Below are 11,867 nucleotides of genomic sequence, written 5' to 3'. Positions count from 1 at the left end.
TTTGAGCATTCTCTTTCCCGCTCAACGCTTTCGCAGCGTCAGCACCCACTTAGCACAAGTTTTGAAAACGGATTGGGCACACGCTGCCCATTAGGGCAGCACATGACTAAACAATAATCAAACAGGAAGCGCCCAACATGCCTTTCCTTGGATCCGGACGCGGTCTGACGGCCGTGGCGGCGATGCTTGTCGCAAGCCTTGTCGCCCTGCCCGCACACGCACAGACCCTCGACACCGGCAATACCGCCTGGATGCTGACCTCCACCACCCTGGTCCTGTTGATGACCATTCCGGGCTTCGCCCTCTTCTACGGCAGCATGGTGCGCCGGAAGAACGTTCTGGCCACCGCCATGCAGAGCTTTGCGGCTGCCTGCCTGATGACCGTCCTCTGGATGGTTCGCGGTTACTCGCTGGCCTTCTCCGACGGCGGCACCTTCAACAACTATATCGGCGGCCTGTTGAACGTCTTCCTGGCCGATCTGACCAAGGATGCGCTTTCGGGCACCATCCCTGAAAGCGTCTTCATAACGTTCCAGATGCCCTTCGCGATCATCACGCCCGCGCTCATCTGCGGCGCCTTCGCCGACCGGATGAAGTTCTCCGCCCTTCTCTGGTTCCTCGGCATCTGGATGCTGGTGGTCTATGCCCCCGTCTGCCATTGGGTCTGGGGCGGTAACTTCCTCGCCAACGAAGGCGTTCTCGATTTCGCCAGCGACACGGTGGTGCACATCAATTCCGGCGTCGCCAGGCTTGTCGCAGCAATCGTTCTCGGCCGCCGCCGCAGCGCTCGCGTGGATGTTCGGTGAATGGGCGCTGCATGAACGCCCCAGCACGCTCGGCATCGTCTTCGGCGCTGTTGCGCCTCGTCGGCATCACGCCCGCCTCCGGCTTCGTCGGTCCCACCGGCGCGCTCGCCATCGGCATCCTCACCGGCCTTATCTGCCTGTGGGGTGTTGAGTTCCTCAAGAAGAAGCTGAAATACGACGACAGCCTCGATGCCTTCGGCGTGCACGGCCTCGGCGGCATTGTCGGCGCCATCCTGACCGGCGTCTTCGCCGTGGAGGCGATCGGCGGCACGCCCGGCGGCCTGGAAGGCAACTGGCACCAAGTCTGGATCCAGATCGTCGGCATCGGCGCCACGATCGTCTGGTCCGTCGTCGCCACCTTCATCATCCTGAAGGTAATCGACGCGACCCTCGGCCTGCGCGTCCCGCGCGAGGTCGAAATCGAGGGTTTCGACATCAATTTGCACGGCGAGGTCGTGCAGTAGATCCGCGACACAGCGAGGGTCCGACCCGCCGGGCTCTCGCAACTGCCGGACCGCTTCAATGTAACCGTTGCGCCGCCGGTGCCCTCAGGCCTATCGTTCGGGCGTTTTCACGAAGCAACTAGCACGGCAGGCTTATGGATTTTCTTCCCGACACGACAGTCATCGCAGCCTTTACCGCTACGGCAATAGTTCTGACCCTGACGCCGGGCCCCGACATGACGCTGTTCCTGAGCCGGGCCCTCACGCAAGGCCGCGCGGCCGGATTCGCGGCCATGGCGGACGCCAACACGGGCCTTATCGTTCACACGCTTTTGGCCGCCTACGGCCTTTCCGCGCTTCTCGCAGCCTCCGCCACCGCCTTTCTGGTGGTCAAGATTGCAGGCGCGGCCTACCTGCTTTGGCTCGCCTTCCAGACGTTGCGACACGGCTCCGCACTGTCGCTTGAGAAAAAACAGCAAGAACGCAAGGCAAGCCTCGCCTCCACATGGGCGACCGGGCTCGGCATCAATCTGCTGAACCCCAAGATCGTGCTGTTCTTCGTGACTTTCCTGCCGCAATCCGTCAGCGCGCACAATGAAAACGCACGCGGTCAACTCATCTTCCTGGGGCTTTATTTCACCGTTCTGGCGCTGCCCTTCACCCTAACGATGATTATGGCTGCAGAGAAATTCTCCAGCGCGCTGAAGCGCTCACCGCGCATCATGCGGGTCATGGACTAGACCTTCGCGGGCATCATGGGCGGCTTCGCCCTGCGCATCGTCACCACTGCCAACCGATAAGCCGATAGAAAACCGGGCGCCATCGCGGCTCACCCGTCCTCGCCGTCCTTCTTTGCAGCCGAGGTCAACGCGGCGAACAGATCGGCCGGAGCAAAGGGCTTGCCCAGAACGCGGGAGAAGCGCGCCCGGCGCGAGCGCGCGGTATCGGCGGGCTTCATGCCCGCTGTCAGCGCCACGATCGGCAGATCGGCCACCTCCGGCATTTCGCGCAGTCGCAACGCGGTCTCGACCCCGTCCATGCCCGGCATCTGCAGATCCATCACTACCACGTCGAACGATTCCGTCCCCACCGCCGCAAGTGCCACCTTGCCGCTGTCGACGGCCTTGAACGCCATGCCGAAGGAATCAAGGAATGTGGTGACCAGCAGCCGGTTGACCGCATTGTCGTCAACCACGAGCACCTTGAGGACCGGCGCCTTACGGACGCGCGAGATCGTGGTTTCCTCGACCTCCGACGCCTCAGGGCCGTCCGCCGTCGCAATCTCCGCCCCCGGCTCCGCCGGAGCGCAGGGCACATCCAGCGTGAAACAGGTGCCGTGGCCGAGCTGGCTTTCCACCTCCAGCGTGCCGCCGAGCCGCCGCGCAAGCGTGCGCGAAATCCAGAGCCCTAGCCCGGACCCGCTGCGCAGCCTCTGGCCCGAGGCCCCCTGGCGATAGGGCAGGAACAACCCGCGCAATTCGTCCGCCGCAATCCCCGGCCCAGTATCGCTTACCGACACGATGAGCCGTTGCGCCTCCTCCCCGCTCAACGAGGCCGCGATATAAACGGTCCCGACAGAACCGGACGTCTTGCCCGCCCGTTTGCCCTTGGCCGCCTTGCCGGTAAACTTGATGGCATTGTCGATCAGATTGGTCAGGATCCGGCGTACCGCATGCGCGTCCCCCATGGCGACCTCATCGAGCCCCATGCCGAGTTCCAGTTGCAACCGCACGTGCTTTTCATCGGCCAGCGGCTTGAACAGTGCGGCCAGGCTGCTCAGGGTCTCCACTGGGATCCACGTGCTCGACCGGGATGGTTCTGTCGGAACCTCACCCGCCTGATCGAGCAGTTCGGTAGCCAGATCGTTGAGCGCGGTTGCGGCCTGCTGCAGGGTTTCGACATAGCGTCGCTGGTGCATGTCGAGATCTGTATCCGCCAGAAGATCCGCGGTTGCGGAAACCGCGCCCAGCGGCGTGCGGATATCATGAACGATGACGGCGAGCGCCAGAGCTGTCGCCGACTCTTCTTCGCCCGTTTGTGTCGTATCGACGGATCCCGTCTCGGCCTTTTTCACGGATACACGGCCTTCATTGCTTCGAACTTCTCGCGAATCGTACCAGCACGTAAGCTTAGTTACGAGATCCTGACATGGAGAAAGCTACGATTTGACCATCGCAACGATCTGACCTAAGCCGGAGTAAAAGGGGGCGGTCGGCATTTCGCTTGCTCTGCCAAGCCCCCCGAAAGCGGCACATCTGTTGTGGCCGCTCCCAAAATCCGGCCCATTCATGTCCTCCTACCATATCTTCTCACTCATTCTGCCCGTCTTCTTGCTGATTGCCTTCGGATACGTTGCCGCGGTCACCGGCTTGCTCAAGGAACAGGTGGGCGACGCTCTCGGCAAATTCGTCTTCACGATCGCCATTCCGTTGCTGATGTTCCGCACCCTGGCAACGGCCTTCCTGAACGGGGCCTCGCCCTGGGCGCTTTGGGGGACCTACTTTTCCAGCGTGATAATCGTCTGGACGATGGCGACCCTGATCAGCCGCGCCGTTTTCGGCAGAGAGGCGCGCTACGGCGTCATCGCAGGCATTTCCGGGGCATTCTCCAACATCATACTGGTCGGCCTGCCCGTCATCTCCGCCAGCGTTTCTGAGGCGGGCCTGGTGCCACTTTTCGTGATCGTTTCGGTCCATCTGCCGTTCATGACCGTCCTCAGCACGCTGCTGATGGAGCGCGCGGCAGCGGCCGACGGGACCCGGAAAGCACGGCCGATGCTGCAGACGCTGATGGTGGTCAGCCGCAATCTGGCAACCAATCCGATGGTCATCGGCCTCGTGAGTGGAGCGGTATGGCGGACGACCGGCCTGCCGGTCCCCGATCTGCCCGCCGACGTCATCTCCAAGATCGCAGCCACCGCCATTCCCGTCGCCCTGTTCTCGCTTGGCATGAGCCTGCGGCGGCTACGGCATTCGCGGTAACATGATCCCGGCCGTCGTGACCAGTTCGATGAAGGTCCTGCTGCTGCCTGCCGTTGTTTGGACGATGGCCACCTACGTCTTCCATCTCCCGCACCTGTGGATCCAGGTCGCGACGCTGACCGCAGCCTGCCCGACCGGGGTCAACGCCTAATCTTTTCGCCTCCAATTTCGGAACCGGTCATTCATTGTCTGCCAATACGATTAGCCTGACGACAGCTTTTTCCATCGTCACCATCGGTCTATGGATGCACATCGTCGGCGTCGGTTGACGGACGGCAGGCCCCGATGGATCGAAGGTCTGCCGACAAGAGGATCATCAAGAGGCAATGGACCAACTGACCCGAATGCGCTGTTTCATTCAGGTGGTCGATGCGGGCGGTTTTTCCGCCGCAGCCCATGCGATGGGACGCTCCAAGGCGCTGGTCTCCAAATATGTCGGGAAACTGGAAGACGAGTTCTCCGTCCGCCTGCTCAACCGAACCACGCGCCAGATCTCGACCACCGAGGCGAGGCAAGCCTACTACCGCGAGGCCTCCGACATCCTCCAGCGCATCGACGATCTGGAGGAGGCGATGATGCGCGACACCCATCAGCACGCGCGCGGTCTCCTGCACATCTCCGACTCACGCGCCTTCGGCGATCACGACCTGTCGCGCGCGGTGATGGGCTTTCTGGCGCAGAACCCAGACATCTCCGTCGATCTGAAACTCGAGGATCGCTTCGTCGATCTGGTGTCTGGTGGAGGAAGGCTTCGACGTGGCGATCCGCCTGACGGAGCTGTCCGATTCTAGCCTCATCGGCCGCAAGCTCGCCCCGTTCCGGCAGATCTGCGTCGGTGCGCCGGAACTGATCGCGATTCACGGCAAGCCTGAAGAACCCGCCGATCTCACCGACATGCCCTTCATCGTAGAAACCAACTACCGCTTCCGCAGCAACCTCACCTTCAGTCATCCCAACGGCGAGCGGCGCTCGGTGGCGGTCAAGAGCCGGGTGGAGGTCAACAGTGCGGAAGCCGCCCGGCAGGCGGCATTGTGCGGGCTGGGCTTTGCCCGCTCCCCGCTCTTCATGGTGCGCAACGATATCGTCGCCGGACGACTCGAACGGGTGCTGGAAGACTACGAGTCCGAAAACACCGCGATCTGGGTGGTCTACCCGCATCGCAAACACCTGTCCGGCAAGGTCCGCGCCTTCGTCGATTTCCTCGTGACCTGGTTCGAAGAGGAACAACTGCGCAGCGCTTTCTGAGCGCCGTCCGTCGCGAGGCACTTCTTGCGACGCAACATAGTTCCTCGCAAATCACCGACGCAAAATGCGCAGGCGACCTCTCTTTTCACGACCTGCAACGCAGGGACGCACCCGTTTTCCCCTCCTGACCGCCCGTAATTGATAAAATTTTCAAAGAAAACATGAGGAAAGTTTGATCAATTCTCGGCCTGGTAAATGAAACGAGCGAAGCACTTGACCGGACTTATTAACCATACTTGTGAGCCTGCAAACCCGCGCATGGTCTGAATTACTCCGCCCTACGAAAAAACCTGTATATCAAAAAATCACTTTTTAAAATAAATAGATAGTTCGTGCATGACAAGTTTTCGGCACGCCCAAAAAGGCACTGATTTGCTCAAAAAGATAGGTATCGGAAGATTTATACGTATAAATTTCAAGTGGATTTTAACTACAAATAGTGTGCACATGTTTTCGCCAGATGACGCATGGTCACAACCATTGGGCCTACTTGCTTTTGTTAACCTTTCATGCACCATGAATTATAATTGCCTGCAAGCGTTCGGTAAATTCGACCCGTTCGAAGGCAGCGACAGGTGCGACAACCTTAACGCACACCCGATCGGTAGGGAGGAAAACGAGCAAATTGCGTGGAGGTCGCAAGCCGCTCAAAGGTTCGAGTGGGGCTTCGAATTGGACATATTGTATTGGTAGAGGTTCCTATGACGGCTCTATACCGTCCTGACGGTACGATTTCCGTGATGAATTCCAGCGTCACCTCCTTCCCGCGCAACACGATGCAGGAAGACGTGGCGGCCGAGCATTACGATAGAATCGATGTCCGGCTCGACCCGAAAACAAAGACTTAATGGCGCCGGAGGGGCGGCCAAGCTTCACGCCCGGCCTGCTCACCGAGTCTGGCGCGCATGCAAGCCTCCATCCCCGCGCTCTACGCCCGCCACGCGCGCTCCGGCGAAACGCCGATGCGCTACTTCGTGGTCGGCTCCAAGCTTCCCGGCATCTTCAATCTGGGCGGGGATCTGGGCCTGTTCGCCGAGCATATCCGCGCCGGCGACAAGGACGCCCTAACCACCTATGCCCGCGCCTGCATCGACGTGGTCTACAACAACGCCGTCAATTACGAGCTGCCGATCGTCACCATCGCGCTGGTGCAGGGCGATGCGCTGAGCGGCGGGTTCGAGGCGGCGCTATCATGCGACGTCATCATCGTCGAGCGCCAGGCCAAGTTCGGCTTGCCGGAAATCCTGTTCAACATGTTCCCCGGCATGGGCGCCTATTCGTTCCTTGCCCGTCGGCTGGGTTCGGTGCACGCGGAGCGCATGATCATGAGCGGCAAGCTCTTCACGGCCGAAGAGCTGTACGATCTCGGCATCGTCGACGTTCTGGCGGAAGACGGCGAGGGACGCCTTGCGGTGGAAAATCACATCCGGCGCAACACCAAGCGGCACAATTCGCACAGCGCGATTTTCCGCACGCGCCGCCGGGTCAGTGCGATCGATTACTCGGAATTGAGTGACATGATCGATATCTGGGTCGAGACCGCGCTGCAGCTCAGCGAAGCGGATCTTCGCAAGATGATGCGCCTGACCATGGCGCAGGATCGCCGCCGCTCCTCCATGCCACACGGCACGTTTGGAAGCGGTCTAACTGTCCCGCCCAGTGATTGCCGGATAGACTCAGGAAGCGAGCGGAGAGTTATTCTCCGCCGCCGTTGGCGTATAGCCGCGAGCTCAGCACGTCGCGAACCTGTGCGATTTCGAGCTGCAGCCCCCGCAACCGCTCCATCTCGTGCATCAGGAATTCTTCCTCGTCGATCGATTCCAGCTTCGAGCAGATCGAGAAGATCCCCTGCGCCCCGATATTGGCGGCGCCGCTGCGCAACGCATGCGCCTCGCTGCGGAACCCGGTCAGATCGCTCGCGATGCACAGCTCCGACAGGGAATTCAGCGTCGTCTCCGTATTGTTGACGAAGCCTCCCACCAGATCCTTCAGGAACTCCGCACCGCCCAGTTTTTTCAGGTTTTCGAGCGTCGCCAGATCGACAACCGCCCGTCCGCTCGCCCGGAACTTGGGGTGCTGCATGATGTTGGCGACCTTGCCGGTCTCTGCGGTGGCCTCGGCAACCGGAACGCCCTCGTCCTCGCAGATGATCTCCTCCATCTTGTGCAGGAGTTCGGCAGGCTCCACCGGCTTGATGATGCAATCGACCATGCCCGCCTCCAGGCAGCGCTCGCGCGCCGCAGGCGTCGCATCCGCGGTCAGTCCCACCACCAGCACCGCCTTCTGGCCGAGCGAGGTGAAGGCATAGAGCTTCATCGCCTCGATGCCGCTCATCACCGGCATGTTCAGATCCATCAGCACGATATCGAAGGAATGGCGCCCCAGCGCATCCAGCGCCAACTCGCCGTTTTCCGCAATCTCCACGTCGTGACCGGCTTTTTCCAGGATCTTGACGATCACCTTCTGATTGGTCGGATTGTCATCGGCCACGAGCACCGAGCGCCGCAGCAGCTCAACCAGCGGCGCGCTCTCGTCGAGACCACTCGCGCTGGCGCCCGCCGCAGACGACATCTGCAACGCGCGGCGCACCTTTTCCGACTCCGGCCGACGCGGCAGGATGGTAACATAGGAACCTACGATAGTCCTGCGAAGGCAGATCCTCGACGTGATCTGAAATGCGGATCAGCGTCGGCGCGATCGACGACTCCCGCCCGATCAGTGCATCGGCGAGCGAGAACGGGTCCTCTCCCATCTCCGCCTCATCCAGCAGAACGATACAGCGGCGAATCCCGCTCTTGGCCGCGGAACGCATGAGATTGACCAGTTCCGCCGGACGATCCGTCAACGTCAGCGACAGACCGGCCTCGTCGAAAGTGCCCTGCAGCACTGCGACCAGCCCTTCGTCCCGGGTCAGCGCGATGGTCTGCCCCCGTTGCCAGCCGCGGCAGGTCGGGTTCCTTGCTCTGCGCACGCTCGAAGGAAAGCTCGAACCAGAAGGTGCTGCCCTTCCCCTGCACGCTCTCGACCCCGATATCCCGGCCATACAGCTCCACCAGCCGCTTGACGATGGCAAGCCCGAGCCCGGTTCCACCGAACCTGTTGATGATCGTGTCGTCGGCCTGGCTGAAATGCTCGAAAATCCGGCTCTGCGCTTCTTCGGCAATGCCGATGCCGGTGTCCGTCACCTCGAAGCGAAGCCGGACGGTCTCGTTTGCGCATCCCTTGTTCTCATAGACCTGGGAAACGGCGACGACCACAGACCCGGTGTCTGTGAACTTCACCGCATTGCCGGCGAGATTGGTGAGGATATCGGCGAGGTGGCGGGCATCGCCGGTAAGACGCTGCGGCGTGCGCGCACTCACGCGCAGCGCAAAATGCAGCCCCTTCGATTCCGCCTGCGCCACCACCGTGGAGCGGATCCGCGCGAACACGTCGTAAAGTTCGAAATCGTCCGCGGTGCTCGGCATCTGACCGACCTCGATGCGGGAGAAATCGAGCACCTCGTTGATCAGCGTCAGCAGAGAATTGACCGAATTGCGGAACGTCGCAGCCATGTCCTTCTGCTCGTCGTCAAGCGTCATACGCTGCAGCATGTCCATCATGCCGATGATTCCGTGCAGCGGGGTACGGAATTCGTGGCTGACGGCGGCAAGGAACTGGCTCTTTGCCTAGCTTGCCTGTTCCGCCGCCTTCTTGGCCTGCGACAGGTCACGGATGAGCTTGGAGGCATAGAGCGGCAGCACGACGATGCCGAGCAGCAGTCCAACCACGATACCGCCGTTCTCGCTCCAGTAGGGCGAATACAGCAGGGCCAGGGTGAAACATGGAACGCCGATCGCAATCGCGATCCGGAGGCAGGTCACGCCGAAACGGAAGCCGTTGCCGAGAATGACCCAGAGATAGATCGGGTAGAGGACAGTGGTGGACTCGCCGCCCACATACATGCCGTAACTCAGCCCGCCCAGATCGCAGAGCGTGGCAACGATCCGCCCCCAGCCCAAACGCTTGGGGTAGTAGATGAGGTGCGCGGCCAACGCCACGGAGAGAACCGAATAGACGCTGATCGTGGCCAGCGGACCGGAGACGTCCTCGCTCGAATACCGCGACATGAAGACAAGATTAAGTGCCGATCAGAAAGGAGATGGCGAGCCTGTTGAGCACCATCTCGTGTTCTCGATTGTCACTCGACAAAAGGCGCTTCCACATCACGTGCAGACAGGAGGTGCGTCCGCGCGTTGCGCGCGCTCCCGATGCCGGGCTGGTGGGTTTTCGGTCCCTCGAAAACATGAGCGTTCAATATCCTCCGGTCCCCGTCCTCTGATCGAGCGACGGGTTCAGATCCGGCCGTGCCGGTTATCAGGCGGAGTAGACGAGCCGCGCCTTGGGGCGGAACAGTTCGGCAAAGACCTTGGGGGTTGCGGGCGCCCGAAATAGTAGCCCTGCACCTCGTCGCAGCCTTCCTTTCGTAAGGAAGTCCACCTGTGCCTCGGTCTCCACCCCTTCCGCCGTCACCGACAGGTTGAGGCTCTTGCCGAGGCCGATGATGGCCTTGATGATCGCCGCGTCGTTCGGGTCGTTTTCAAGATTGCGGATGAACCCCTGGTCGATCTTGAGACGCACGACGGGGAAACGCTTGATGTAACCGAGCGAGGAATCACCAGTCCCGAAATCGTCGATGGAGAAGCCGACGCCCTGCTTTTGCAGGAACAGCAGGTCGTTTGTGACGACCTCGGAATTCTCCATCAGGATGTTTTCCATCAGTTCCAGATCGAGCCGTTCCGCCGGCAAGCCGCTCTTTTCCAGAATCTCGATGACCAGCGCCCGCATGTTCTACTTGCGGAACTGAACGGGCAACAGGTTGACAGCGATCCGGATTGGCGGCAACCCCTCCTCCGTCCAGGCCATTGCCTGACGACAGGCCTCGCGCATCACCCATTCGTTGATCGGCACGATCTGGCCGTTCTGTTCGGCCAGCGGCAAGAAGGCCCCCGGCGAGATCATGCCCTTAACCGGATGGTGCCAGCGCAACAGCGCCTCCGCACCGACGATCTCGCCCGTCTTCAGATCCACCTCCAGCACGATCGCATCGCGTGCCCTGTCGGCCATGCCCGCAGAGGCGAATTCGTAGCCGTTGCCGCCATGCGCCTTGGCCCGGTACATGGCGAGATCGGCGCTCTTCATCAGCGAATCCACGTCCCCGCCATCATCGGGATGCATCGAGATGCCGATGGAGGCCGTGGGATTGATCTCGTGGCCCTCGAAGAACAGCGGCTGGCCGATCACGTCGATGATCTTCTCCGCCAGTTGCGAGGTCTCCGACGGCCCCTTCACGTCGCTCATCAGGATCGCAAACTCGTCGCCGCCGAGCCGGGTGACCACGTCGCCCTCGCGAACCGTCACCCGCAAACGCTGGGCGATTGCCTTCAGCAACCGGTCGCCGACGGAATGGCCGAGCGCGTCGTTGACGCTCTTGAACCGGTCGATATCCAGCATCTGCAGACCGACCTTGCGGTCTCCGCGCCGGGCCCGCGCGATCTCCTTGCGCAATTGATCGCGGATCAATGTCCGGTTCGGCAGGCCCGTCAGCGCGTCGTGCCGCGCGATATGCTGCAGATGGTTTTCCGCCGCCTTGCGGTCAGTGATGTCGAGCGACGAGGTCAGAATGCCGGTGATCTCGTTCGAGGGATCCTTGAGCGGCGACTTGGTCGTCAGGAACACGCATCGCTTGCCCTGGGCGTCGTTCAGTTCCTCCTCGTAGAAGTTGAGCGGCTTGCCGCTCGTCAGAACCATCCGGTCCAGCGCCTTGTTGCGGCCGGCCAACTCCTCGCCGAGAACTTCGGAGGAATCGTGCCCCCACCACCTTGGTCGGATCGAGCTCCGTCACCTTGCTATGATAGGCATTCACGAACAGGAACTTGCCGTCGCAATCGATGGCGCTGATCAGCGCCGGCACGGTGTCGATGACCTGGGCGAGCTGATCCCGGCTGTCGCGAATGGTGCGCTCCAGAGCGCGCTTGCTGACCTCCAGCTCCCGCTTCAGGTTCTTGGCGCGATCGGCAAGAAGGAGCTGCTGCTGGCGCAGCTTCAACAGGTTACGCGCCCGCGTCACGAATTCGCGGTGATCGACTGGGCTCTGCAGGAAATCGGTGGCCCCGGCATCGAGCGCCACGATCCGGTAGGCGCGATCCTCGAACACCGTGATGACGATGACCGGCACATCTACGAGCGCCGGAATACGCTGCACAGCGGAGATGAACTCCGCACCGTCCATATGCGGCATGTTGTAGTCGGTTATGAGCAGATCGGGCGTGTTGTCGCCCAGCCACTCCAACGCGGTACGTGGATTGGCGAAAGCCCGCACCTGCATATCCTCCTCGATCGAGGAGGATATG

The 11,867-nt window shown here is 61.3% G+C and carries 8 protein-coding genes and 6 pseudogenes; 7 read left to right on the top strand and 7 right to left on the bottom strand.

Features of this window, described 5'->3' with window-relative positions:
• The first annotated feature begins 182 nt into the window (after positions 1-182).
• Positions 183-1,270 (top strand): annotated as a pseudogene (locus QNJ43_RS20460) (ammonium transporter).
• Between the two features lie 134 nt (positions 1,271-1,404).
• Complete coding sequence (locus QNJ43_RS20455) at positions 1,405-1,989, top strand: LysE family translocator (protein ID WP_300472560.1); 585 nt, start codon at positions 1,405-1,407, stop codon at positions 1,987-1,989.
• 89 nt (positions 1,990-2,078) lie between these two features.
• On the opposite strand, the gene QNJ43_RS20450 is transcribed toward QNJ43_RS20455, so the two are convergent.
• On the bottom strand, positions 2,079-3,323 hold the full coding sequence (locus QNJ43_RS20450; protein WP_300472558.1) for an ATP-binding protein: 1,245 nt from the start codon (positions 3,321-3,323) through the stop codon (positions 2,079-2,081).
• A 214-nt stretch (positions 3,324-3,537) separates the two neighbouring features.
• On the opposite strand from QNJ43_RS20450, the gene QNJ43_RS20445 reads away from it, so the two are divergent.
• The 5 genes and pseudogenes from QNJ43_RS20445 to QNJ43_RS20425 form a co-directional block, all read left to right on the top strand.
• Positions 3,538-4,230 (top strand): AEC family transporter, encoded by a 693-nt coding sequence (locus QNJ43_RS20445; RefSeq protein WP_300472556.1) that lies wholly within the window; start codon positions 3,538-3,540, stop codon positions 4,228-4,230.
• A gap of 1 nt (position 4,231) precedes the next feature.
• A complete protein-coding gene (locus QNJ43_RS20440; RefSeq protein WP_300472553.1) occupies positions 4,232-4,381 on the top strand; it encodes a hypothetical protein in 150 nt (49 codons plus the stop codon).
• 175 nt (positions 4,382-4,556) lie between these two features.
• Positions 4,557-5,475 (top strand): annotated as a pseudogene (locus QNJ43_RS20435) (LysR family transcriptional regulator).
• 701 nt (positions 5,476-6,176) lie between these two features.
• The gene (locus QNJ43_RS20430; protein WP_300472550.1) at positions 6,177-6,323 is read left to right on the top strand and encodes a hypothetical protein; all 147 of its coding nucleotides are present in this window, start codon (positions 6,177-6,179) and stop codon (positions 6,321-6,323) included.
• A 57-nt stretch (positions 6,324-6,380) separates the two neighbouring features.
• Positions 6,381-7,034, top strand: a pseudogene (locus tag QNJ43_RS20425) (crotonase/enoyl-CoA hydratase family protein); the annotation flags it as partial.
• Between the two features lie 136 nt (positions 7,035-7,170).
• Here the strand turns inward: QNJ43_RS20425 and QNJ43_RS20420 are convergent.
• From QNJ43_RS20420 to QNJ43_RS20395, 6 genes and pseudogenes are all read right to left on the bottom strand, one after another.
• Positions 7,171-8,064, bottom strand: coding sequence for a response regulator (locus tag QNJ43_RS20420; RefSeq protein ID WP_300472547.1), 894 nt, complete (start codon positions 8,062-8,064; stop codon positions 7,171-7,173).
• A 170-nt stretch (positions 8,065-8,234) separates the two neighbouring features.
• Positions 8,235-8,942, bottom strand: coding sequence for an ATP-binding protein (locus QNJ43_RS20415; protein WP_300472588.1), 708 nt, complete (start codon positions 8,940-8,942; stop codon positions 8,235-8,237).
• Positions 8,943-8,963: 21 nt separating this feature from the next.
• Positions 8,964-9,131 (bottom strand): annotated as a pseudogene (locus tag QNJ43_RS20410) (histidine kinase dimerization/phospho-acceptor domain-containing protein); the annotation flags it as partial.
• A 12-nt stretch (positions 9,132-9,143) separates the two neighbouring features.
• Positions 9,144-9,584: a hypothetical protein gene (locus QNJ43_RS20405; protein ID WP_300472544.1), complete on the bottom strand. Its 441-nt coding sequence runs from the start codon at positions 9,582-9,584 to the stop codon at positions 9,144-9,146.
• A 247-nt stretch (positions 9,585-9,831) separates the two neighbouring features.
• Positions 9,832-11,295 (bottom strand): annotated as a pseudogene (locus QNJ43_RS20400) (EAL domain-containing protein).
• 337 nt (positions 11,296-11,632) lie between these two features.
• Positions 11,633-11,842, bottom strand: a pseudogene (locus tag QNJ43_RS20395) (response regulator); the annotation flags it as partial.
• Between the last annotated feature and the right edge of the window lie 25 nt (positions 11,843-11,867).

The organism is Breoghania sp., assembly GCF_030066895.1.
In the GTDB taxonomy this organism is placed as follows: domain Bacteria; phylum Pseudomonadota; class Alphaproteobacteria; order Rhizobiales; family Stappiaceae; genus Breoghania.
This window is presented reverse-complemented; position numbering and strand designations above follow the sequence as displayed.

What these genes read in the sequence shown, in the direction of transcription:
- QNJ43_RS20440 (WP_300472553.1), top strand. Translation starts at nt 4,232, where the DNA reads ATGATCCCGGCCGTCGTGACCAGTTCGATGAAGGTCCTGCTGCTGCCT.
- QNJ43_RS20445 (WP_300472556.1), top strand. Translation starts at nt 3,538, where the DNA reads ATGTCCTCCTACCATATCTTCTCACTCATTCTGCCCGTCTTCTTGCTG.
- QNJ43_RS20415 (WP_300472588.1), bottom strand. Translation starts at nt 8,942, where the DNA reads ATGCCGAGCACCGCGGACGATTTCGAACTTTACGACGTGTTCGCGCGG.
- QNJ43_RS20430 (WP_300472550.1), top strand. Translation starts at nt 6,177, where the DNA reads ATGACGGCTCTATACCGTCCTGACGGTACGATTTCCGTGATGAATTCC.
- QNJ43_RS20405 (WP_300472544.1), bottom strand. Translation starts at nt 9,584, where the DNA reads ATGTCGCGGTATTCGAGCGAGGACGTCTCCGGTCCGCTGGCCACGATC.
- QNJ43_RS20455 (WP_300472560.1), top strand. Translation starts at nt 1,405, where the DNA reads ATGGATTTTCTTCCCGACACGACAGTCATCGCAGCCTTTACCGCTACG.